Annotated in this window: 22 protein-coding genes and 2 tRNA genes; 17 read left to right on the forward strand and 7 right to left on the reverse strand. The window is 44.2% G+C overall.

Annotated elements, in window-relative coordinates; genetic code table 11:
- Positions 1–142: 142 nt before the first annotated feature.
- From OV592_RS07325 to lolB, 3 genes are all read right to left on the reverse strand, one after another.
- A complete protein-coding gene (locus OV592_RS07325; protein WP_016402182.1) occupies positions 143–1,084 on the reverse strand; it encodes a ribose-phosphate pyrophosphokinase in 942 nt (313 codons plus the stop codon).
- A gap of 68 nt (positions 1,085–1,152) precedes the next feature.
- Positions 1,153–2,031 (reverse strand): 4-(cytidine 5'-diphospho)-2-C-methyl-D-erythritol kinase, encoded by an 879-nt coding sequence (gene ispE / locus OV592_RS07330; RefSeq protein WP_406610931.1) that lies wholly within the window; start codon positions 2,029–2,031, stop codon positions 1,153–1,155.
- On the reverse strand, positions 2,012–2,605 hold the full coding sequence (gene lolB / locus OV592_RS07335) for a lipoprotein insertase outer membrane protein LolB (protein ID WP_152781503.1): 594 nt from the start codon (positions 2,603–2,605) through the stop codon (positions 2,012–2,014). The genes ispE and lolB overlap by 20 nt, the downstream gene beginning before the upstream one ends.
- Before the next feature lie 204 nt (positions 2,606–2,809).
- Between lolB and hemA the strand changes: the two genes are divergently transcribed.
- The 6 genes from hemA to nlpI all read left to right on the forward strand — a co-directional run bounded on the left by hemA (position 2,810) and on the right by nlpI (position 8,737).
- On the forward strand, positions 2,810–4,060 hold the full coding sequence (hemA, locus tag OV592_RS07340) for a glutamyl-tRNA reductase (protein ID WP_152781501.1): 1,251 nt from the start codon (positions 2,810–2,812) through the stop codon (positions 4,058–4,060).
- 68 nt (positions 4,061–4,128) lie between these two features.
- Complete coding sequence (prfA, locus tag OV592_RS07345) at positions 4,129–5,220, forward strand: peptide chain release factor 1 (RefSeq protein ID WP_016402177.1); 1,092 nt, start codon at positions 4,129–4,131, stop codon at positions 5,218–5,220.
- 1 nt (position 5,221) lies between these two features.
- A complete protein-coding gene (gene prmC / locus OV592_RS07350; protein WP_406610932.1) occupies positions 5,222–6,061 on the forward strand; it encodes a peptide chain release factor N(5)-glutamine methyltransferase in 840 nt (279 codons plus the stop codon).
- A 51-nt stretch (positions 6,062–6,112) separates the two neighbouring features.
- Positions 6,113–6,877, forward strand: a complete 765-nt coding sequence (locus OV592_RS07355) for a SirB1 family protein (protein ID WP_016402175.1) — start codon at positions 6,113–6,115, stop codon at positions 6,875–6,877.
- A 10-nt stretch (positions 6,878–6,887) separates the two neighbouring features.
- Positions 6,888–7,745 (forward strand): 3-deoxy-8-phosphooctulonate synthase, encoded by an 858-nt coding sequence (kdsA, locus tag OV592_RS07360; protein WP_406610933.1) that lies wholly within the window; start codon positions 6,888–6,890, stop codon positions 7,743–7,745.
- Between the two features lie 122 nt (positions 7,746–7,867).
- On the forward strand, positions 7,868–8,737 hold the full coding sequence (nlpI, locus tag OV592_RS07365) for a lipoprotein NlpI (RefSeq protein WP_016402173.1): 870 nt from the start codon (positions 7,868–7,870) through the stop codon (positions 8,735–8,737).
- A 19-nt stretch (positions 8,738–8,756) separates the two neighbouring features.
- Here nlpI and OV592_RS07370 read toward each other — a convergent pair whose 3' ends face one another.
- Both OV592_RS07370 and OV592_RS07375 read right to left on the reverse strand, forming a co-directional pair.
- A complete protein-coding gene (locus OV592_RS07370) occupies positions 8,757–9,629 on the reverse strand; it encodes a U32 family peptidase (protein WP_016402172.1) in 873 nt (290 codons plus the stop codon).
- 13 nt (positions 9,630–9,642) lie between these two features.
- A complete protein-coding gene (locus OV592_RS07375) occupies positions 9,643–10,641 on the reverse strand; it encodes a peptidase U32 family protein (protein ID WP_152781495.1) in 999 nt (332 codons plus the stop codon).
- Positions 10,642–10,781: 140 nt separating this feature from the next.
- Between OV592_RS07375 and OV592_RS07380 the strand changes: the two genes are divergently transcribed.
- From OV592_RS07380 to OV592_RS07390, 3 genes are all read left to right on the forward strand, one after another.
- Complete coding sequence (locus tag OV592_RS07380; RefSeq protein WP_406610934.1) at positions 10,782–11,270, forward strand: SCP2 domain-containing protein; 489 nt, start codon at positions 10,782–10,784, stop codon at positions 11,268–11,270.
- Between the two features lie 123 nt (positions 11,271–11,393).
- The gene (locus OV592_RS07385; protein WP_406610935.1) at positions 11,394–12,563 is read left to right on the forward strand and encodes an extracellular solute-binding protein; all 1,170 of its coding nucleotides are present in this window, start codon (positions 11,394–11,396) and stop codon (positions 12,561–12,563) included.
- A gap of 59 nt (positions 12,564–12,622) precedes the next feature.
- Entirely contained in the window at positions 12,623–14,479 is a 1,857-nt protein-coding gene (locus tag OV592_RS07390) for an ATP-binding protein (RefSeq protein ID WP_406610936.1), read from the forward strand.
- Here OV592_RS07390 and OV592_RS07395 read toward each other — a convergent pair.
- Together OV592_RS07395 and OV592_RS07400 are read right to left on the reverse strand one after the other, a co-directional pair.
- The gene (locus OV592_RS07395; RefSeq protein WP_406610937.1) at positions 14,476–14,868 is read right to left on the reverse strand and encodes a hypothetical protein; all 393 of its coding nucleotides are present in this window, start codon (positions 14,866–14,868) and stop codon (positions 14,476–14,478) included. The two genes, OV592_RS07390 and OV592_RS07395, sit on opposite strands and share 4 nt — an antisense overlap.
- Positions 14,869–14,917: 49 nt before the next feature.
- Positions 14,918–15,466: a murein L,D-transpeptidase family protein gene (locus OV592_RS07400; protein ID WP_406610938.1), complete on the reverse strand. Its 549-nt coding sequence runs from the start codon at positions 15,464–15,466 to the stop codon at positions 14,918–14,920.
- Positions 15,467–15,752: 286 nt separating this feature from the next.
- On the opposite strand from OV592_RS07400, the gene OV592_RS07405 reads away from it, so the two are divergent.
- From OV592_RS07405 to OV592_RS07440, 8 genes are all read left to right on the forward strand, one after another.
- The gene (locus tag OV592_RS07405; protein ID WP_406610939.1) at positions 15,753–16,472 is read left to right on the forward strand and encodes a substrate-binding periplasmic protein; all 720 of its coding nucleotides are present in this window, start codon (positions 15,753–15,755) and stop codon (positions 16,470–16,472) included.
- Positions 16,473–16,633: 161 nt separating this feature from the next.
- The gene (locus tag OV592_RS07410; RefSeq protein ID WP_338625252.1) at positions 16,634–17,638 is read left to right on the forward strand and encodes a TAXI family TRAP transporter solute-binding subunit; all 1,005 of its coding nucleotides are present in this window, start codon (positions 16,634–16,636) and stop codon (positions 17,636–17,638) included.
- 58 nt (positions 17,639–17,696) lie between these two features.
- Entirely contained in the window at positions 17,697–19,778 is a 2,082-nt protein-coding gene (locus OV592_RS07415; RefSeq protein ID WP_406610940.1) for a TRAP transporter permease, read from the forward strand.
- A gap of 157 nt (positions 19,779–19,935) precedes the next feature.
- Complete coding sequence (locus tag OV592_RS07420) at positions 19,936–20,925, forward strand: Gfo/Idh/MocA family protein (protein WP_406610941.1); 990 nt, start codon at positions 19,936–19,938, stop codon at positions 20,923–20,925.
- A 183-nt stretch (positions 20,926–21,108) separates the two neighbouring features.
- Positions 21,109–21,199: transfer RNA gene (locus OV592_RS07425), tRNA-Ser, on the forward strand.
- A 53-nt stretch (positions 21,200–21,252) separates the two neighbouring features.
- A tRNA-Ser gene (locus OV592_RS07430) sits at positions 21,253–21,343 on the forward strand.
- A gap of 496 nt (positions 21,344–21,839) precedes the next feature.
- Positions 21,840–23,249, forward strand: coding sequence for an undecaprenyl-phosphate glucose phosphotransferase (locus OV592_RS07435; RefSeq protein WP_016402157.1), 1,410 nt, complete (start codon positions 21,840–21,842; stop codon positions 23,247–23,249).
- A 23-nt stretch (positions 23,250–23,272) separates the two neighbouring features.
- Positions 23,273–23,848, forward strand: a complete 576-nt coding sequence (locus OV592_RS07440; RefSeq protein WP_406610942.1) for a polysaccharide biosynthesis/export family protein — start codon at positions 23,273–23,275, stop codon at positions 23,846–23,848.
- Positions 23,849–23,920: the final 72 nt, after the last annotated feature.

A 23,920-nucleotide genomic window follows, 5' to 3' on the forward strand; every position in this document is an offset into this window, starting at 1 on the left:
TTGAATCAGCGTTAAAGTGAGTAACACTTGGCCACTTCAATTCAAAAGGCGCGGCATTCTACCATTGGCGTTTTTGAAAGCCAATAAAAAAGCGCGGTAATTCACATTACCGCGCTTTTTAAGATTCTTTGTCTAATGCTACTTAGAACATTGCAGAGATAGACTCTTCGTTACTTACGCGACGAATAGCTTCTGCTAGCATTGGTGCAAGCGACAATTGACGAACTTTCTCAACATTACGCATTTCTTCAGTTAGCGGAATAGAGTCAGTGATAATCACTTCATCTAGTGCTGATTCGGTAATATTGTTTGCAGCATTACCAGAAAATACTGGGTGAGTAGCATAAGCAAATACGCGCTTAGCGCCTTTTGCTTTAAGTGCTGCTGCTGCCTGACAAAGTGTGCCACCAGTATCGATCATGTCATCAACCATGATGCAGTCACGGCCATCAACATCGCCAATAATGTTCATAACTTGAGCCACGTTAGCGCGAGGACGACGTTTGTCGATAATCGCTAAGTCGCTGTCGTTTAGCATTTTAGCTACTGCACGCGCACGTACAACACCACCGATGTCTGGTGATACAACTACTGGAGACTCTAGGTTCTTGTCTAGCATGTCTTGTAGTAATACTGGGCTACCAAAAGCGTTATCAACTGGTACGTCGAAAAAGCCTTGAATTTGCTCAGCATGAAGGTCAACAGTTAGTACGCGGTCAACACCTACACTTGATAGGAAATCTGCCACTACTTTTGCGGTAATTGGCACACGCGCGCTGCGTGGGCGACGGTCTTGACGAGCGTAGCCAAAGTAAGGAATTACTGCAGTAATACGACCCGCAGAGGCACGACGTAGAGCATCAACGATAACAATCAGCTCCATCACGTTGTCGTTTGTTGGAGCGCAAGTGGATTGGACAACAAAGATGTCTCCACCACGAACGTTTTCATTGATTTGTACACTAATCTCGCCATCACTGAATCTACCTACTGAAATATCACCTAGGGTGGTATAGAGGCGGTCAGCAATACGCTGGGCAAGTTCGGGCGTGGCGTTACCGGCGAAGAGTTTCATGTCTGGCACGATGGAAACCTCAGATTTATCGGGTCAAAAGAGCGTTACGTTTTTTAAGTTTGAAAGAATGAAATTTCTTAAAAACCTGCTGTGTTTAAGAGTGTTTTTTCGTTAGCCAACTGCCGATGAAGCGGCGATTGGTTACAGGCTTTACACACAAAACCAGAAATGTTTTTAGGGCGTTTATTCAGCACTGACAAGGCTTCACGCTCTGTTGCAAAGGCGGCAAAAACACATGAACCTGTTCCTGTCATCCTCGACGGCGCGTATTCTACCAACCAGCTAAGAGCTTGTGCAACCTCCGGATAAACTTTAGCCACAATTTCTTGGCAATCATTTTGCCAATTATCGTTCAAAAGCTGCTGCCATGTTCTTTTAGGCGTGTTTCTTGGCAACTCTGGGTGGCCAAAAACACTTTGCGTAGAAACATGTACTTCGGGATGCAAAACAACGTACCAAGGCTCATCAATGTCTACTGCTTGAACTTGCTCTCCTATACCTTCGGCAAATGCACTATGGCCATGAATAAAAATAGGCACATCGGCGCCAAGTTGCAAACCTAGCTGGGCTAACTCGGTTAAGCTCAATTCGCATTGCCATAAGCGGTTTAGCACCAATAGAGCCGTTGCAGCATTTGAAGAGCCACCACCAATACCACCGCCCATGGGCAGTTGTTTGTCTAGTTTAATATTGGCGCCTCGGCTAACAGCGCAGTGTTGCTGTAGCAAACGCGCAGCTTTTACAATTAAGTTATCTTCGGCTGGGAAATCTAGTTGGCTTTCTAAATTAATTACGCCGTCGTCTGTTAGCTGAAAATAAAGCTGGTCACAACAGTCGATAAACTGAAACAGGGTTTGCAAGTCATGGTAGCCATTGTCGCGCTGACCTGTGATGTATAGAAACAGGTTTAACTTGGCCGGAGAGAGCCACGGACCGCTAATGGGGTGTTGAGTCATTAATTTGCCATTTGTGAATATTCAATTTTAGTAGGTTGTCGGCCGAGCGAAGTGTTAACTGACGGGGCAGGGTATGTTGGTTATATTGCCCATAGTTTAAGTAATCAATCTGCCATTGCTCTTTGGTGGTGAATTCGGCTAAACGGTTTTGAGCATTAAGCTGGTAATCATTTTGAGTTGGAATGCCAAGCAACCAAGAGGGCAGTTGTTCTACCGGTACTTGCCAACCGGTTAAACGGTAAACTAACAATTGCGCATCGCTGCCTTGGTACTCTTCATCTTTGGTTTTTACCCATACTTTGCCTGGCTGGTAGTGCAACTCGATACCTTGCATGCCAAGTGGCCCATTAATACGCAGTACACTTTTATTGTTGTTTTGTTGCCAGAATAGGTTGGCGGCTTGTCTTTCATTGTCATTAATAAAGGCTATTTTGCCGCTAAGTTGCCAATTTTTTATCTGTTGAAGTTCGCTTAGGTGCTGGCCCCATTCACTGTTTTGCGTAGTAATGGGCGGGGGAGAAGTACATGCGCTAAGGCCAAGTACCAAAATGAATAGAGCAGCTAGATGACGCACAGCAATTCCGATTGTTTTTTTGCAGTATAAAAGTTCAAGGTAGCGGCTGTAAATTGCTTAAAAGCAAAGATGTGTCGCTTTAGGCGATAAATTTTAGCTAATCAGGCGCGGCTTAACGTGCGAGTTTCTTTTATTTAGCCCTATATTCCCGTACAATTTGCTTTTTTACCCCATTAGGAAAAGGCGCAACAAAGCCCCACTACGATGACTCTGCAAGTCTTAGGAATCAATCACAAATCGGCTCCCGTTGGCCTGCGTGAAAAAGTCGCGTTTAGTCCAGAACAGGTTAACCAAGCTTTAAGCCATGCTGGTACTCAGCTTGGTGTGGAGATGGTGATCGTATCAACCTGTAATCGTACCGAGCTTTATTGCAACTTAGGTGAAGTAAGTTGCGATGATGTTGTGCAATGGTTGATTAGCTATAAGGGCTTAAATCAGCAAGAAGTATTACCTTGCCTTTATAAATACCAACAGCAGCAAGCTGTGGCTCATTTAATGAGGGTGGCAAGTGGTTTGGATTCGTTGATTTTAGGCGAGCCGCAAATTCTGGGGCAAATAAAACAAGCCTATACCGAATCACGCGAGGCCGGCTCCGTAGGGAGCGTATTGGAGCGTTTTTTCCAACGCGCTTTTTCGGTTGCTAAGCAAGTGAGAACAGATACCGATATTGGGGTAAATGCGGTATCGGTTGCTTTTGCCGCGGTAAGTTTAGCCAAACAGATTTTTGATGATTTAAGTGACTCAAAAGTATTGTTAGTGGGAGCGGGTGAAACCATAGAACTGGTTGCTAAACACCTTGTAGACCAAGGCGTAAACAAACTAATGGTGGCTAACCGCACGGTCTCGCGGGCAAAAACTTTGGCCGACCGGTTTGGCGCCGAAGTGATAACCTTAAATGAAATACCTAATCACTTAGCCGAATCCGATATTGTGATTAGCTCCACCGCTAGCCCGTTACCGATTATTGGTAAAGGCATGGTTGAAACAGCACTTAAGAAACGTCGCTTTCAACCGATGTTTTTGGTGGATATAGCGGTACCAAGAGATATAGAAGAACAAGTGGGTGAGCTGCGCGATGCTTACCTTTATACGGTGGATGACTTGCAAGGTATTGTTGAACAAAACATTGCGTCACGCCGAGAAGCAGCTGAGCAAGCTGAGTTTATAGTAGAAACGCAAAGTGAAGACTTTATGGGCTGGTTGCGCTCGTTAGAGTCGGTTACCACCATTCGAGATTATCGTAGCCATAGCGAACGCGTTCGCGACGCTGCTGTTGAAAAGGCCCTTGAGTCTTTGGCAAATGGTAAAGATCCCACAACGGTGATCCGCGAAACTGCGTTTCAGCTAACCAACAAACTTATTCACGCTCCTACCGAAGCCATTAATAAAGCAGGCCGTGATGGCCGACTTGAAGAGCTTGCGGTAATACGAGAGGCCATTGGCCTAAGAAAATAACCCGATTGTGGTCGATACTTCGTTGCTAACATTAGCAAGCGAGGTATTGCGTTTAACAGAGAGAAAGCATGAAAGCGTCAATTTTATCCAAACTTGAAACCTTGCAAGAGCGTTATCAAGAAGTTCAGGTTTTGCTGGGCGAGCCAGACATTATTTCTGACCAAGACAAGTTTCGCGGATTAACCAAGGAATACTCTCAGCTTGAAGAAGTGGTAAATTGTTTTACTGCCTACCAACAAGCTCAAGAGAATTTAGAGTCAGCAAATGAAATGCTACAGGACGACGATCCTGAAATGCGTGAAATGGCTGAGATGGAAATTGACGAAGCTAAACAAAGCATGGAGACCTTATCGGAAGAGCTTCAGCTATTGTTGTTACCTCGTGACCCTAACGATTCTCGCAGTGTTTTCTTAGAAATTCGTGCCGGTGCCGGTGGCGATGAAGCTGCCATTTTTGCTGGTAACCTATTTAGAATGTACAGCAAGTTCTCTGAGAGCCAAGGCTGGCGCATGACTATTATGTCGTGTAACGAAAGCGAACAGGGCGGCTACAAAGAGCTTATTGCTAAGATTGACGGTGAAGACGTATACCGTTTGATGAAGTTTGAGTCAGGTGGTCACCGCGTACAACGCGTACCTGAAACTGAATCGCAAGGGCGTATTCATACCTCGGCTTGTACCGTGGTAATCATGCCAGAAATTCCAGAAGCTGAACAAATTGAGATTAACCCCGGTGATCTGCGGGTTGATACTTTCCGTGCATCGGGCGCGGGTGGTCAGCACGTAAACAAAACTGACTCTGCAATTCGTATTACCCACATTCCAAGTGGCGTAGTTGTGGAATGTCAGGAAGAACGTTCACAGCATAAAAACCGCGCTAAAGCGATGTCGGTATTATCATCTCGTTTACAAGCTGCAGAAGACGAAAAACGCCGCGCAGAAGAAACCGGTATGCGCCGCGAGTTAGTAGCCAGTGGTGACCGTAGTGAGCGTATTCGTACCTATAACTACCCGCAAGGGCGCGTGAGCGACCACCGCATCAACTTAACGTTGTACCGCTTAAACGACATTCTTGAAGGTGAGCTATTGGCCTTGCTTGACCCAATTTTGCAAGAATACCAAGCCGACCAACTTGCTGCCTTAGCAGAAGGTGAAGGCTAAGTTGCCCAGCATTATTGAGGCTCAGCAATGGGCCAAGCAGCAACTTGCAGGTGGTGAATCCCCTAAGGTTGATGCCAAGGTTATTCTGCAACATGTATTGCAATGCAACCAAACCTATTTGCTCACTTGGCCCGAAAGGGCCTTAAGTGCAGAGCAATGGCAGCTTTACCAAACGCTAGTGACTAAACGCGTGGCTGGGGAACCTGTGGCTTACATTATTGGTGAGCGAGAGTTTTGGTCTTTATCATTAAAAGTGTCACCTGCAACTTTGATCCCGCGCCCAGATACCGAAGTTTTAGTTGAGCAAGCACTAAAGAAAGTGCTTAACCACGCCGATACCCATATAGTTGACCTAGGAACCGGCACTGGAGCAATAGCGCTGGCCTTAGCTAGCGAACTACCAAAAGCGGAAGTATTTGCCAGCGACCTGCATGAAGATGCAGTAAACTTGGCTAAGTACAATGCTAGTGAGTTAGGTTTATCGAGGGTTCAGGTTAAACAAGGATCTTGGTTTAGTCCTTTTGCTGGGCAGAAGTTTGATTTAGTGGTGAGTAATCCGCCTTATATTGACCCGGCTGATCCACATTTGTCGCAGGGCGATGTGCGCTTTGAGCCAAGCTCAGCATTAACGGCAGAGCAGCATGGCTTAGCTGATATCGACCATATTGCGAGTCATGCGCCAAGCTATTTAAAAGCTGGTGGTTGGTTATTGCTAGAGCACGGTTTCGATCAAAAGGAAGCGGTACAACAGCTGCTCACTGCCAAGGGATTTGTAGAGGTGTTTACCGAGCAAGACTATGGCGGTATGGATCGCGTTACCGGTGGTCGTATTAAAGAATAAGGCAATACACGTGGTGTGTTGTTAGTACAAGATTGTAAAGGAAAAGCTTGAGTGATTTTTCGAATTTTAGGTATTGAAGAAGAAATCTCTGGGCAGCCTATGGTGCTGGTGCGTAAAACCTTGCATCGACTATGGTTAGATTGGCTCAAACTTAATCCTCTCGAAGAGAAGGTTGAGCTGCGCTTTGAACAGCTTAAAAAGCTGTTTTATGTCGACTTAGGCTTTACCAGTGATTGGCAAGCTTACTATCACAGTCAGAATTTGTTGATTGGTGAGTCGCTTAGTCGACGCTGCGGCAATGCAACTAGCCTTGCGATGTTATTGCATTACTTTGCCCGTAAATTGGATATTGAATGCCACGCTATTGAGTTTCCCGCCCAAACTATTCTCGCTTTTAAAATGTCGCAGCGCTTTGTTTATTTTGATGCCTGTAATGGTGAAGAGTGCAGCTTAGCGCAGCTAGAAGTTATTCATCGAGGTCACAAAGGTAATCTGGCTCGTTTATCGCAAGATGACTTAGAACCTATTTCTTCAGCACAAATGACCGAGCGTTGGTTAGCAGAGCTTAAAAGTGCTTGTTTACGTGAAGATGACTTTGAAATAGCGTTGCGGGTTTCTCAAGTATTACTACGCTTAAAGCCTGGCGACCCGCATGAAATGCGCGACCGTGGTTTTATTTATCAACAGTTGGATTGCAACAACGTTGCAATTAACGACTTTGAATATTTTATTGAACAGTGTCCCGATGACCCCTTATCGAAGATACTAAAGGTGCAGATCCACTCGATGGATTCGCAACCCGCAATTTTGCATTAAGAGGAATAGCATGCAGCAAAAAATCGTTAATATCGGCAAAATAAATGTGGCTAACGATGCGCCATTTACCTTGTTCGCTGGTATGAATGTATTGGAATCTCGTGACTTGGCAATGCGCATTGCCGAGCACTTTGTAGAAGTGACCAACAAGCTAGGCATTCCCTACGTTTTTAAAGCGTCTTTTGATAAAGCCAATCGCTCTTCTATTCATTCTTATCGTGGTCCAGGCTTGGAGCAAGGCCTGCGTTTATTAGAAGAGATTAAACAACAATTCTCTATTCCTGTTATCACCGATGTGCATGAAGTTGCGCAAGCTGCACCCGTGGCTGAAGTTGCCGATGTTATTCAACTACCTGCATTTTTGGCGCGCCAAACTGACTTAGTGGAAGCAATGGCAAAAACCGGTGCGGTAGTTAACGTTAAGAAACCTCAGTTTTTAAGCCCTTCGCAAATGGGCAATATCGTTGATAAGTTTGCTGAATGTGGCAACGAAAAAATCATCTTATGTGAGCGTGGTAGTAACTTTGGTTACGATAACCTTGTGGTAGATACCTTAGGTTTTGGCACCATGAAAAAAGTCAGCAAGGGTTCACCGGTTATTTTTGATGTTACTCATGCTCTGCAATGCCGTGATCCATTGGGTGCTGCATCGGGTGGCCGCCGTGAGCAAGTTGGTGAGTTAGCAAAAGCTGGCATGGCAACTGGCCTTGCTGGTCTGTTCTTGGAAGCTCATCCAGATCCAGAAAACGCGCAGTGTGATGGTCCAAGTGCCTTGCCTTTATCTAAGTTAGAACCATTCCTAACCCAAATTAAAGCCTTGGATGATTTGGTTAAGTCCTTTGCTGAGCTAGATACCCACTCAAAATAAGAATTTTATCGATAATGCTAAGTTTAGGTTTCCCTAAGCCAGCACTCTTGTTAGGGTTAATAACAATGATGAGCCAAAGTGAGCCTTGCTTTGGCTCAAGCTAGAAGAAAAATGGAAGTGATATGTTAATAAAAGCCTTGCGCACAGGGTGCATGTTAGTAACGTTTGGTTACCTTAGCGCTTGTGCTAGCACTTCGAGTCAAGCTCCGCAAACCGTGGTGTTGGCAAAACCTTTGCAAGTTAATTATCAATCCGAAGTCGCTTTGGCTCGCCTTGGGCAAATGCTTAACTCTGGTGAGTACAATCAAGAGCAAATGGCCCAATTGTATTATGAGCGCGGTATTGTTTTTGACCGAGTAGGCCTGCGCGCCTTAGCGCGTTTTGACTTTAATCGAGCAATTCAGTTAAAGCCAGATTTTGTTGAAGCCTACAACTTTTTGGGTGTGTATTTTACCCTAGCGGAAGAATTCGATAGCGCTTTTGAAGCCTTTGACTCCGCCGTAGAACTGGCGCCTGATTATAGCTTTGCTTATTTCTACCGCGGTATAGCGCTTAATTACGCCAACAAACCTCAGCTTGCTATGGCCGATGTAAATCATTATGCCGACCAAGCGCCTAACGACCCATACCGAGTACTGTGGCGCTACCTTATTCAGCTAGAGGCGGGTGAGCCTGAAGCCCAGAATGAACTGGTTGAAGCTTTAAAAACCTACCGCAATGAAGATTGGGGTTGGCAAATTGTGCGTTTATACGCTGGCGAGATTGACCAGCAAACTTTCCTAGGTACCACTATGGATGTGCAAGGGGATAACCGCGCCTTGGCCGAGCGACTATGTGAAGCGTATTTCTATATGGCGAAGTTAGCGCAGCGTGCTGGCGACCCACAATTAGCCAGCAGTTACTTTAAGCTTTCATTGGCCAATAACGTGTATGACTTTGTTGAGCACCGTTTGGCTTTGTTTGAACTAAATCGTTACGAGAGCCAAATTTAATTAGCTCTCGCAAGTTGAGTTAATCTTGCTGGCGAATGCCAGCAATTTGATGCCAATATCCATTCACGCTATCGGGCGTTGGAAAATGCTCGTTAGTGTTACTTCTCAAGCGAAATGCTTCTAAGTGTTCAATACTCTCTTCACCTAAAGGGCTTATTCTTACAATATCTACCAGCCCTTTCATGCTTTGTTGGTCATTAATTAAGTCGTAGCATTCACCAGAAAGCGTTTGAATACCATTTAGTACAAATAATGGCTGTCCTTCTTGGCTATTTACCACTCGCCCTGTTGGATAGTTAATACAACAGGTTTCGCAGTTGTCCTTACTCTTACCTTCTGATTGCGCAGTAAAGCAGCGAGCAGAGTAGGCGAGTGGTAGGTGGCCGTAAGCAAATACTTCTATTTCAAAGCGCTCTCTTATGCCCATCTCTAAACATTCATTACTCAACTTTTGCAGCCAATCGCGAGACAGCTCTACTGGCATTACCCAGCGTTGCATGCCTTGGTCGAGCAATACTTTAAGGGCATAAGCGTTATATATGTTAATTGCTGGGCCGCACACAAAAGGCAGCTTCGCTTTATGGGCTTCTTCTACTGCACTAAAGTCGTTGGCTTCAATGGTAAAGTCACCATTGTCGATGAGTTTCTTTAAGTTGCGGATCTCTGAGGGTGCCTCTAGCAAAGCCATAGTGGAAATAACCACTTGCTTGCCTGCTTGAGACAGTTGTTGCCCTAGGTCTATCCAATCTTGCGCTTTCATATTGCGGCGCTTACTGCACACTGTTTCGCCCAAATAGACAATGTCGGCACTGCTGGCTTTGGCTAAATGGTAAAACTCTTCAATTTGTTGGTTTGGCCAATAATATAAGATTGGCCCAAGTGAGTACTTCATAATCTACCTATAGTTATTGCCAAGCTTTGTGATAAGCACCCAATGTAGTTTGGCTACCTTCTGACAATTTAGCGAGTTGGCTCATCCATTGTTGTTTGGCGGCGTACTGTTCGGGTTGCGCTTGGTAGCTATCGATTGCTTCGCGCCATACTTGGGTGACTTGAGCTACGTAGGCTGGACTGCGTTGGCGACCTTCAATTTTTACCGCAGAAATATTGGCGGCAAATAACTCGGGCAGTAATTCAAGGGTATTTAAACTAGTAGGTTCTTCGAGCGCGTGATAGCGCTGCCCATCAACATCAAAACGGCCTTTACATAGGGTCGGGTAACCGGCTGTTTCATTTGGCCCATAGCGGTCGATAAGTATATCGTTTAAACGAGATTCCAAGCCTTGTTCGGTTTCTTGCCAGCGAACAAATGAGGCGGGCGAACAAGCACCTACAGTGTTGGGGGATTCGCCGGTGAGATAGGAAGATAAGTAGCAGCGCCCCTCAGCCATTACACATAGGCTACCAAAGGCAAATACTTCTAGTTCCATATCTGGGCAAGCGCGTGATAATTGTTTAACTTGATGAATAGAGAGAACGCGCGGTAATACCACTCGCTTAACATTAAAGTTTCGCTGATAAAATGCGATTGCCGAAGCATTGGTGGCAGAAGCCTGAACCGATAAATGAACGGTTAAATTGGGGTAGGTATTTTTGGCGTACTCTAACAAAGCAATATCCGCCAAAATAACCACATCAGCACCAATTTCTACCGCCCTATCAATAGCCGAGTACCACAATTGATGCTGCTCTGGGTGAGCAAAGGTATTAATTGCAATGTGTAGCTGACGTTGGTGTTGCTTTAAATAATCTACTGCTTTATCGAGCTTTTTCCCATCAAAATTGAGACCAGCAAAATGACGGGCATTAGTGGCATCTTTAAAGCCAATATAGATAGCATCGGCACCATGATCCACCGCCGCCTTAACTGCAGGCAAGGAGCCAGCAGGGCAAAGTAATTCCATATTTCCCTCAACGCGAGATTTTTTGTCATTCTACTGGGCTTAGTTAGATGGGATATTGACTCAGCGCAGCTTTGCACTAGGGAAAACTGCGTAAACTGAGCCACTTATCAGCTTTGTTTGTTAATTTTATGAGGTCTTTAGTGCTTACTCGCTTAAAACAATCTTTAGTCAAAGACATGCCACGTTTGTTAAGTTTGCCAGTTAAAATGTGTCCTTTTTCGCTGCAAGGTAAAGCCATGGAAAAAGCACTGGCATTAAGTTTTGCTGAAGCGATTGAAGAGGGTGATTTAGATTTTTTAGAACAGCGTTGGTTAAAACTTAACGTGAGTGATTTAGCCGCAAGCTGGTATATCACTTTTGATGAAGAGCGATTAAAAGTGCAAGCCAATGCTCCGCAAGTTGATGTAAGTTTCTCTGGCGAGCTCAATGACTTTGTGCTGATGATGGGGCGTCAAGAAGATCCCGATACGCTGTTTTTTCAGCGCCGCTTAAAAATTGAAGGTGACACCGAGCTGGGTTTAGAGTTAAAAAACCTCTTGGATAACCTTGATATTGATGATTTACCAAGCTGGATGAGCGAGCCACTAAAGCACGGTGCAGCGATGGTATCTGAATATCGTGTAGCGTAGACCTTATTTTTAAAAATTCAATGGCTTAAATGCATGCTATCTCCCGAATACTAAACGCGTTTTCAGCGCAACTTAGTTCTTTTGAACTACACTGAAAACAGGGTGGATGAAGAAGGGGGTTGCATGCGAGTTGTGCTGCTGTTGCTAGCAATAGTGTGGGGAAGCGCTAGCGCCGAGCAATTAAGCTTTCTTTATTACAGAGAGCAAGGCAAAGCTATTTTTCAAGAGCTGCTGGATGAGTTTTCAGCGCAAAGCCAGCATCAAGTTAGTCTTTATCAGATCACTTCTGAAAGCTTAAAACCGGCACTGATTAAATCGGTCTTGCAGGGTACTGCTGCCGATGTTGCTTTTGCTCCTTCCGATATTATTGGCATTGCAGAGCAAGCTAAATTGTCGGCTGTTCCTCGCGAATTTATCGAAGCCAATACACCCGACACCCTATTACTTACAGCCACTATCGATGAGCAACTGCATGGGATCCCGATTTTGCAGGGCAACCACCTGATGCTTTTTTATAATCGCAGTTTGGTTGAGAAGCCCGCCAATTCTTGGCAAGAGTTGTTAGAGCAGAAAAAACATCTAGATGAACAAGGCATTGCCACCATCGGTTGGAATTACTCGGAGATGTATTGGTTCGCTGGGTTCTACAATACTTTTGGTGGCCGAATGACGCGTGGAAAGCAAGTAACGCTTGATGAGCCCCCTATGGAAGACGCGCTTAATTTTTATAAGAGCTTGGCTAAACGCAGTTTAGTGAGTGCTGAATGTACCTACGACTGTGGTTACAAAGATTTTATTGAAGGTAAGGTTGCGTACGCCATTAATGGCGAGTGGGCAGTGGCCGACTTTGAGCACCACTTAGGAGATGATTTAGGTATTGCTTTAATTCCGAACATTGGCAATAGCGCCTTTAAGCCACTTTCTTCTAGTCTGGTATTGGTTTTTCCTGATAAAAGCTTGAGCTCTAACAAAGCCGCTGCGCTGAAAGAACTGAGTGAGTTTTTACAAAGTGAAAAAGTGCAAAAGCGTTTATACCAAGAGGCTCGATTCCTGCCAGTAAACGCCGAATTAATTAATCAAATAAAACAGCAATCAAACCCCAATCAGGCAGCGATGTTAGCGCAGTTAGAGCAAGCGGTTCCTATGTCGGCAGAGGCAGCGCAAGCTAGTGCTTGGCTTGGCCTGCGTAAAGGCTTTGAGTTATTTAGTAAAGGGGTGCTGGATGCCGCTAAAGCTAGAGAGTATATGCAGCAATTTGCTGAAAGAGATTATAGGCAGACTCAAAAGCAATGATGATAAAAGCCAATCAGCTGAGAACAACATTAGCGCTTAGTATTCTGTTAGGGGCTCTATTGCCCAGTATACTCATTGGTTCTTTTCTTCTTAAGCAAATCTCAGAACAAGATCAACAAGCTGTTACGCAAACTTTGTATCTAAAAGCCAACAATATCGCGCAAAATATTCAGTATCAAGTAAGGCAGTTGCTACTGGATTTACAAAGCCTAGCCCAAGTTAACGATGTAGTGCTCACACCAACCTCTGCCATTTTTGGCTTCCACTCTAACCAACTTATTAGTGAGGTGCTTCAGCAAAATAGCTGGGCTTCCGCGATTTATATTGTCGATTTAGAAGGACAAATTATTGAAGGCGCGCCTTTGCAGGCTGAGATACTGGACTTACAGGTGCATTACGCAGCGATTCAACGTTTAAATCAACAAGTAAAAGCAGGCAGCAAAGAAGCATTAATTGAAGTTTATCAAGATTCCGAGTTCGCTCAGCTAGTGACTGGTATTGATGATATCGATAGCGATTCGGGTCTGCTATTTATGCAGCCACTGCTGCAGAAAAACCTAAACGCCATTCAAGATAGCCAGCAAGTTGGTGCTTTAGTTGTGTTTGTACCTATGCAGTCGATTTGGCGCGAAGCGGCTTCACGAATTTCTCAGCAAGGCTCCTTAGAGTTATTTCATTCACAGCGCTTACTGTTTAAAGGCTCTAAGGGAGAGCCACCTAAAAGACGATTTTACATAGATGTCGATTTGGATTTAAGCCAAATGGCAGAACCCCTCTCACTATCGTTGAGTGCACAAAGTCGCTCACTTTGGGGGCTGTTGGTGGAGCGCCAGTCAAATGTGGTAATTGTGTTGTTGGTTGTGTTTGTATTGGTGGCCGTTATTGCTTTAGCGATGACGCGCAGAATTATTGAGCCCTTAGAGCATTTAAGCCGCTTGGTAAGCAATTACTCAAAAGGGCGCTATGATACTAAGGTTCCCTCGTTGGCCTATGATGAGTTTAATCAGGTTGGGGGCTTGCTTAAAAGCATGGCGGCAAAAGTTATTAGCGATCAGGAGCAGTTAGAGCAACGGGTAGCAGAGCGAACCCAAGAGTTGGAGCAGGCTAATCATACTTTGCAACATACTTTAGCGAAATTGAACGATACCCAGCTAGAGCTTGTTGAAAAAGAAAAAATGGCCGCATTAGGTGGCTTAGTTGCGGGCATGGCTCATGAACTTAATACGCCTTTAGGTGTGGGCATTACAGCAGCATCTCAGTTAATCAGCAACTATCAGAGCATAGGGCAGCAACTTAAAGATGGTTCCTTAGCACGTTCAGAGCTGGAAGCTATGCTGGATCAAGGTATTGAAGGAGGGCAGTTACTTGAGAGTAGCTTACAGCGCTCAGCGGCCCTAGTGAACACCTTTAAAGCCTTAGCGGGCAGTGATATAGATTCAAGCCTGCAACGACTTAACTTGAAAACCTGGCTTGAGCAGCAGTTGCAGATGTTCTTGCAGCCCTTTACCGATTTACATGTTCAACTAAGTGTTTCTGGCAGTAATCCAAGTATGCTGGTGAATCAACGGGCGCTAGAGCTGGTGTTGTCTTGTCTTATTGATAACTCCATTCAACATGGTTTTGCTAGTCATGCTTATCCACATGTGAAGGTGGATATTGATGCTAACCAAGAAATGGTAGAAATTAACTATCAAGATAATGGCAGCGGAGTATCTAACGAAGATATAAACCTTATTTTCAATCCTTTTTATACCACCGGCCGCAGTTCTGGAAATGTGGGTTTAGGCCTAAACCAAGTATACAACTTGGTTCATCAACACTTGCTAGGTAGCGTAGAAACCTTTAATGCTGAACCTCAAGGTTTGGGTTTTACTATTCGCTTACCGCGCGAGTATGGCCAACATCACGCTGCTTAGCCTTTCTTAGGCCAAGTAACAATGCGTCCATTATCAAAAATGCTGCCAGATTGAGCCACCCTCAGAGAGACAAAAATGTTATCTAAGGCAACATGGCTATGTTGATGGATTACCTTAGCTAAAACACTAACAAGTTGTTGTTGGCGCTTATCGCTATGTACATCGGGGATAAACAGCTCAACCATGAGTGGCGGCTGATTAGCTTGTTGCTGGTGGTGAACTTGTTGGTTTACAAAGTAGTGGCCCGGCTGAATGTAATTCCATTCTATGCTTATATGCTCTAGTTGAATCTTGGCTTGTTGAGCAAAAGCATTGGCCAGCTTATCTAGTAGGCTAGGCATATCAATGGCGTTGGGTAAGGCTAAGGAGCGAATATGCACGATTGGCATTTACAGCTTCTCCCACTTGGTTGTTATTACTTTCCTCTAGCCTAACGCATTACTTAAATTGTTCAAATTGTTGTTGAATTTGTTGATATAGCTCGGCGGTCCACTCTGGAAGATGATCTGGTACCGGGAAGAGCGGTAATAGTCTTGGGTCATGCGGGGCAATAACAACCTGGCTGTTGCCCGGTCCAATGCGTTCAACCAATACAAACAAATCTTCTATAGCTTGATCCCCCATAGCTAAACAGCCAACCGAGGATGTTTTACCGTGAATAAATATATTGGAACCGGGTTGATGACGTTGCTCTTTTTTGGCCATGGCTAAATCAAAGCTATTGGGATAGTTCAGCTTCATTGACAAATGGAATTTGCTGTTAGGGTTTAAGCCTTCAATTTTATAGATACCTTCTGGAACCTGTAAATCACCTTCACGTAATTTGGGGCCCGCGGTTCCGCTTGCATGGCGTATCCAATAGGTATGAATGTACTTATATCCCTCCCCAGAATCGGCCCATAACTCTAATCTGCGTGAGCGCTTGCTGGCCAATAAGGTGATTTTTTGTGGTGGGTAATCCACTTTTGCAGCTACAAATAGCGGCAATAGTCGCTTTAGACTATCGTTATGGTAAGTGTTAATTACTTGTTTAATCGACCGTTTACTCGCTGGTAGTGAAGACGACTCAGACCAATTGCTGGCAAACAGTGAAAAGCTGCAGCAAGCCATAAGCGCCGCGCAGCACAGTCGATAAAAACGCAAAGTTAATACTCTATCGATTAAGTGAGAGAGAAGTGTACTTGTAGTTGCTGGTGAGCGCCATAGTTGACGCTTTAATGTGAATGAAAGCCGTGATACTTACTCAATCTTTATCTCAAGAGGAGGACCTTATTTGCTAGGTTTTAAACTTGTTGTATTCACCGTTAGCCTGCTTTGTTGTAGCCAACTGAGCGCTCGCACGCTTGAGCAATTAGACTATTACAGTGAAGAATTTTTCCCTTATAACTATGTTGAAGACGAACAAGCGGCTGGCTTTTCTGTTGAATTACTGGCACTTATATTTGCCCAGCTAAATAGTCCTGCACCAAAGGTGAAAATTGTACCTTGGACGCGAGGTTACGCCACCTTGCAACAACAAGCCTATACCGTTTTATTTTCAACAATTAAAACTGAGCCGCGCAAAAATAAGTTTGAATGGGCGTGCCCGATCAACGTGAGCCGAGGAAAGTTTTATGGTTTAAGTGATAGCAAGCTTGAGATCAGGTCTTTAAAGGATGCTGAAAACTTAAAAATTGCGATTATGAAGGGACAAGCTATTGACGGATTTTTAACTAAATCTGATTTTGCCGCCGAGCTGGTGCCGGTGAAGAGTGTTGAGCAAGCTTTTAAATTGTTAGCGCTGCGAAGAGTGGATTTGATGGCGTTAACTGAACAAAGCTTGGAAGGGCATCAGTCTAGCTTTAAACCTTTATACACTCTGTTTGAAAATGATTACTGCTTTGCTTTCAATCGCTCAATTAGCCAGCAACAATTAACCCGGTTTCAACAAGCACTTACCCAGGTAAGAGAAACCGAAGCTTTTCAACAGCTCTATCAAAAATACTTCTATTAAGCCTTAAGGCTGCAACTTTAGTCTTACTAGGCTTGTTAATAACTTGTTAATGCTTGCAACTGTGTCTAGGATGAAAATTCAATAAAATCATTATGATTGACTAATTAGCTATTTGTTTGGCTCTAGCGCTAGCAGGGCTGTTTACTAAGGAGAGTAACATCATGCGTCATTGGTTATGCAAGGTTGCGCTAATCACTAGTGCTTTATCTTTTTCAGTACAGGCCGACACGGGGACAAACTACCTTTTGGCTACCGCCAGTACTGGCGGTACTTACTATCCGGTTGGTGTTGCGCTGGCAACATTAACTAAGGTGAAAATTCAGCCAAAACACAAGGTGAGTGTGTCTGCTATAAACTCAGCTGGTTCGGGCGAAAATATTAAATTGCTACGTGATAAAGAAGCTCAATTTGCCATTCTTCAAGGTTTATATGGTTCTTATGCGGTGAATGGCAGTGGCCCCTTAGAGAAAGAAGGCAAGCAAACTCATTTACGTTCAATCACCATGTTGTGGCAAAACGTAGAGCAGTTTGTGGTTAAAAATGAGCATGCTAAAAATGGTGACCTAAGTGACTTAATGGCCTTAGCGGGTAAAAAAGTCGCTTTAGGTAAAAAGAACTCTGGCACCATTGGCTCTAACCGCTTTTTGTTGGGTAACTTAGGCGTAGACATTGATAAGCAAATGGAGTTGTTTTCTGCTGGTTATGGACCATCTGCAGAAGCGCTACAAAATGGGCAAGTAGAAGCTATTAATACGCCTGCCGGCGCACCAACAGGGGCTGTAACCAAACTGTTTGCCGCAGCGGCAAAGGATGTGAGCCCATTAGATGTAACCGATGAGCAAATGGAAAAAGCTAATGGTGGCTTAGGTCTGTGGACGCGTTATGTTATCCCTGCGGGTACTTATCCAAATCTTGATAAAGATTGGAACACCATGGCTCAGCCTAACTTTTTGGCTGTGCATGCAGATGTAGACGAGGAGTTTGTCTATTTACTTACTAAAACCATTTATGAAAACTTAGGCTTTTTACAAGCTATTCATAAAGCGACCAATGCAATGGCCTTAGATAAGGCATTAGCGGGTTTACCTGCTCCATTGCATCCCGGTGCTGCACGTTACTACCGTGAAGCAGGTTTAAACATTCCCGATAACTTAGTTGCACAATAGTTTTTTTACCTAGGCCTTCGGGTCTAGGTCTCCTTTATTCTCCTCAGGATTCATCACTATGCAATGGAATGCCGTACCTGACAGTATTCGCCAAGAAATTGAAGACACTCGTGCTATACCTCTTATATACGTTTTAGGCATTGTTATTAGTTTGGCGCATGTCTACTTCAATGTTTTTGCGGATATTGCCGTGCTACAGCAAAACATTCTTCATTTTGCTGGTTTTATTTTGTTGTGTGGCTTATTAAAACCATTAAGTTCGCAACGCCATTTGGCCATTCTGGACAAATTGTGGGTGCTGGCTATTGCCTTCTCGGCGATATATCTACTGTTCGCGGAAGACCTCATTTATGAACGAGGTGTGCGCTTAGCCCCTTTAGACTGGTTATGTGGCTCGTTGGTGATTTTGGGGGCAATTGATATGACTCGCCGCGCCACTGGCTGGGTGATTCCTATTTTGATTGTAACGGCCATCTCCTATCTCGCCTGGTGGGGGAATTTTGTGCCGGGGGTCTTTCAGTTCAAGGGGCTGAGCTTAGAGACACTGCTGTTTAGAAGCATTTATGGCGATGATGCTATTTTTGGCAATATCGCACGAATTTCTGCAAGTTTTGTCTTCATGTTTATCCTGTTCGGCGCTTTTTTGCTGCGCTCTGGCGCGGGTGATTTTGTTATTCATTTGTCTAAAAGCATTGCTAGCCGCTTGGTTGGTGGCCCAGGAATAGTGGCCATTATTGCATCTGGGCTTACTGGCACTATTTCTGGCAGCGCTGTTGCCAACACTGCGTCTACTGGCGTAGTGACTATTCCCTTGATGAAAAACGCAGGCTTTAGCCCGCGATTTGCCGCTGCGGTAGAAGCGTCGGCTTCTACTGGTGGGCAAATTGTGCCGCCAATAATGGGGGCAGGGGCTTTTGTCATGGCTAGTTATACGCAAATTCCTTATAGCACCATTGTGATGGTGAGTATTCTTCCGGCTATTTTGTATTTTGCATCGCTGGTTTTTTATGTGAGAACAGAATCTTATAAAGCGGGGTTAACCCGAACTATGGAACAAGCTCCTCCTTTACTACCGATGGTGATACGTGAGGGCTTGTCGTTTATTGTGCCGGTGACATTGTTGATTGTATTACTGGTAATGGGCTACACACCCACTTACGCAGCTGTTATCGCAATTATCGCGGTGATTGTGAGCTCATGGTTTACCCCAAACAAAATGGGGCTAACGGCAATTACTGATGCCTTCGCGCTCGGTTCGCGCAATATGGTGGTAACCGCAGTACTGTTATGTTCCGTAGGTTTGATTGTTAATGTGATTGCCACTGCTGGTATCGGCAATACTTTTTCTTTGATGATTACCGAATGGTCTGGTGGGAGTTTGCTCGTGGCGCTGCTGCTGGTTGCTGTCGCATCTTTAGTGCTAGGCATGGGGCTGCCAGTAACCGCTTCTTATATTGTGTTGGCTACTTTGTCTGCTCCGGCGCTATTACAATTAATGGCGAATGTTGAGCTAGTGAATGCTTTAAGCTCTGGTGCTCTGAGTGCAGATGTGCAAGCTATTCTAATGTTGGTTGGGGTTAGTCCAGAGCAAGGTGTGATGAGTGTTGCACAAGCCCAAGCATTAATAAATGATATGCCTGATGAAATGATGGCCTTACTGCGGCCAATGCTACTTGATGAGAATCAGTTATCTATGTTGCTATTAGCGGCACATTTAGTCATTTTCTGGCTCTCTCAAGACAGTAACGTTACCCCGCCAGTTTGTTTGTGTACCTTTACCGCTGCAGCTATTGCTAAATCTCCTCCAATGGCAACGGGATTTACCTCATGGAAGATTGCCAAAGGCCTGTACATCATCCCGATATTGTTTGCTTATACGCCGCTTGCTCAAGGAGACTGGCTAGCTGCTTTTCAGGTGTTTATTTTTGCTTTACCGGGTTTATATGCCTTTACTTTGGTTATGCAGGGTTGGCAAAAACGCCAGCTTAAGCATTGGGAGCGGGCAGCTCTAGCGGCAATAGCACTTGTATTGTTAAGCCCCGTGCCCATGGCTTGGCAGGTAGTGGCCTTAGTTAGCTTGTTGGCAGCAGTGTTTTATATTGGACATAGCAGTAAGCAAACCAGTGAGTTAGCTTTGTGATTTTTAGTCGTGCATTATGAATAATTTCATTGTTATCAACGAGGTTTAGAGCCAGGTCACAGTTTGAATTGGAAGTGAATTGTCTCTGAATATCTCACTAGAATGTCCTTTCAATCTGGTTACTATGAATCAATTGATAACGCCTTAGAGAAATATAATGACAGAACAGTTTAATTGGGGAGTCATTGCTCCTGGTCGCATTGCGCGCAACTTTGCTGAAGCCTTAGCGGTTATTCCTCAAGCTACTTTATATGCTGTTGCTAGTTCTAATCTTCAACGTGCGCAGGACTTTGTTGATGAGTTTGATGGCCAATTAGCGCTAGATGATTATCAACAGTTAGCAAACGATCCCAAGGTTGATGCCATCTATATTGCCAACCCCCATCGGTTTCATTTCGACAGTATTAAAATGTGTCTAGAAGCAGGCAAGCCAGTATTGTGTGAAAAACCACTCACTGTAAATGCGGCGCAAACTAAAGAGCTAGTTGTCTTAGCAAAGGCCAATAATGTGTTCCTAATGGAAGCATTATGGACTCGCTTTCAGCCTGCATGGCAACAGGTTAAGTCTTGGCTTGAGCAGCAAAAAATTGGTGAGATTAAACTTATCAGTTCCAGTTTTGGTTTTAACATCCCACGTGATGAAGATGATCGTTTGCTTAACCGCGAGTTAGCCGGTGGTAGCCTATTAGACATGGGAGTGTATAACGTATCTATGTCTCAGTTTGTTACCCAATGCCAACCTAATAAAATTGTAGCTGATGGCCTTGTTGGTAGCACCGGTGTAGACGAGCGCAGCAGTGTGATTATGAGTTATGGCCGTTGTGCCAGCCAATTTACCTGTAACTTTTTGGCTAATACAGAAAACAGCTTCACCATTTTTGGTTCAAATGGGCATATCCGCGTGCCGAGTATGTTCTGGGTTGGGACTCAAGCTTGTCTGAGTGTGCATGGTGAGCCAGATATAGTTGAAGACTTTCCATTTCGAGCATCGGGCTTTGAGTATCAAATAGAAGAAGTAATGAGTTGTGTTGCTGCTGGTAAATTACAAAGTGAAGTGATGAGCTGGCAAGAGAGTATTGAAACCATGCAGATTATGGATGAGATTCGCTCTCAAATAGGTGTGAGATATCCTTTCTTAGGTGAGTAAAGTTATTGTTTTTTTGCTGTAAAAAGGGCTACTAGTGCGTAATCACTTTCCTCAAATCTTATAGATTTGGACAATTTATCATCTTGCCTTAAAAAAGTTGTGGATAATTGTCTGATTTGCGAGCGGTTAAACTTAATGGGTCTTTACATTCGAAAATCATAAACGTAATATTCACACCGCTGCGGAGGGGTGGCAGAGTGGTCGAATGCACCGGTCTTGAAAACCGGCAAGGGTTAATAGCCCTTCGAGAGTTCAAATCTCTCCTCCTCCGCCATATTAACTTAGCCATGCACTGCATGGTTTTTTTAATCGCAGCAACACCCCTGCGGAGGGGTGGCAGAGTGGTCGAATGCACCGGTCTTGAAAACCGGCAAGGGTTAATAGCCCTTCGAGAGTTCAAATCTCTCCTCCTCCGCCATTTTTAAAGCCACGCTTAGCGTGGCTTTTTTCGTTTTATATCCTAGTCAATATTCAAAACTTAAGTTACTGATATTAATAACTAAAATGTCAATTTCTTAAGCTCTCCACGTTATTCTTCTGTTTCTGATCTTAGATCTTTTTATTGAAACGCCAGCGTAATACAAATGAAATTGGTTCTACTTAAGCTCAGTTTTTGCTAAAAAATCTGTCAACTTTTCAGCTGAAAAATAGTTGAGTTTGTTCATTGTTTTGTGTTGACAAACACTATTCAGCTACTTATAAATGAGTAATGTTTTTTCTTGTTTTGAGGCTTGTATCACCTTTAATTTATATTACCAATTAAATTTTGTGATATTTGTCAGGTTAGTTTTTTGTTTATGAAGAATCAAAATTAAGAGCGGTAAACGCCAAATTTTGGTTTAGTAACCACCCGTAAGATACAGAGATATACAAGCAATACATGGAATTTTTAAGCTTGATACTAGGGGTGTGCAATGGATATGCAGAAACAAAATGGCGTAGTTCGTTCTAACGAATTTGAACTCGCTGTTGTTTACCGAATTTCAGATGTTTTTATCATTATTGCCGTTTTAGCTGGCTTGTCTTGGCTTAAAAATGGTTCCTTCGATTTGGCCTTTCAGCTAATGGGTGTTGGCCTCTCAGCCATCTACTTGGTCGTAGCGGAATCCTTCAACTTATACCGTTCGTGGCGGGTTTCTTCTCTTAAGGAACAAGCCATGGTTAACCTATGGGTTTGGATTATCAGTATTGCCTTGTTGTTCGCGGTTAATTACTTCCTAAAAATCTCGGCTACCTATTCGCGAGTGGTGGTGGGTTCATGGGTAGTGGCCACGCCAATGTTGCTGATAGCTTGGCGCCTAGTATTTCGTGAGAGTTTAGCGGTAATGCGTCGCTTTGGTTATAACACTCGCCGCGCTGCCATTATCGGGGTGTCGCAAAACGGTGTGCAACTCAAGGAAACCTTCGAAAACTCAGAAGAGCTAGGTATTCAATTTGTTGGCTTTTTTGATGATAGGGATGTTTCTCGTTTAGAAAGCAGTGGCTATACAGGGCCTGTAGCTAAGGTTGATACCGCGCTGGAAATGGCTAAACGTGGTGAAGTCGACCACGTGTATATTGCGTTGCCTATGCATGCCAAAGACCGCATTACTGGTTATTTACAACAACTATCAGATACCACTACAACCACCTTTATCGTGCCAGATTTCTTTACCTACAACTTACTGCATTCACGATGGAGTTCGCTGGGTGATATTCAAACCGTAAGTGTATTTGATAGCCCATTCCGTGGCGGCAGTATGTTGGTGAAACGCATTCAAGATATTGTATTGGCGTCGATCATCATCATGTTGATTAGCCCGATTTTATTGGCGGTGGCTATTGGCGTTAAGCGTTCTTCTCCAGGTCCCATCTTGTTTAAGCAAGATCGCTATGGCTTAGACGGTAAGAAAATCCGTGTTTGGAAGTTTCGCTCAATGAGCACCCAAGATAATGGTGCTGTTGTGAAGCAAGCAACTAAAAACGATCCCCGAGTCACTAAGTTTGGTGCTTTTATTCGCCGTACTTCTTTAGACGAGTTACCTCAATTCTTCAATGTGTTGATGGGCAGCATGTCTATTGTTGGGCCGCGTCCTCATGCGGTATCTCACAATGAAGAATATCGTCAAATTGTTAACCGTTACATGCTGCGTCATAAAGTGAAGCCTGGTATTACCGGCTGGGCGCAGATCAACGGTTACCGTGGTGAAACTGACACCTTAGAAAAAATGGAAAAGCGGGTGCAATACGATCTTGAGTACATTCGTGTGTGGACGCTTTGGATGGATATCAAAATTGTATTCCTCACTATCTTTAAAGGATTTGTAGGTAAAACTGCCTACTAAGTAAAGCTGTTCAAGGAGTTGTGATGAATAGGGATAGTTCTCTCTTGGCTAGATTGTGTAACACCAAACACGCCTGGTATTTGCTAATAACGGTGTTGATGTGGGGCGGATTTAGTGCTGCTTCTCTGGCCAATGATCTAGAGCAAAGCTACCGCTTAGGCGCAGGTGACCGCATCCAAATAGTGGTATACGGCGAGAGTGATTTGTCGATGGAGTTGCTAGTGACCAATAGTGGCAAAATCGACTATCCCTACTTGGGGCGAATTCCAGTTAATAAGCTTACTGCCCAGCAACTTAGAGATAACATTGAGCAGGGTTTGCGCGGTGATTACCTGATTAACCCTAAGGTAGCGGTAAACATTATTGGCTACCGACAAATCTTTATTAACGGTGAGGTAGAACACCCTGGTGGTTACGCTTACCAACCCGGTCTCACGGTTGAAAAAGCGATAGCCTTAGCGGGTGGTTTTACAGAGCGAGCGTCGAAAACAAATATCAATATTACTCCCGGAAATGGCACTAATGACTTAGTGAAAGCAGCGTTAAAGCACCGCATCGCTCCGGGAGACATTATTGTGGTTAAGGCCAGTTTCTTTTAAGGCCTAGCTTCTTTTACGGCAAGGGTGCCAACAGTAATACTCCGTAAGTTTGCTAACAGGGAAGTGTTTAGT

The sequence above is a fragment of the Agarivorans sp. JK6 genome, from assembly GCF_045277145.1.
In the GTDB taxonomy this organism is placed as follows: domain Bacteria; phylum Pseudomonadota; class Gammaproteobacteria; order Enterobacterales; family Celerinatantimonadaceae; genus Agarivorans; species Agarivorans albus.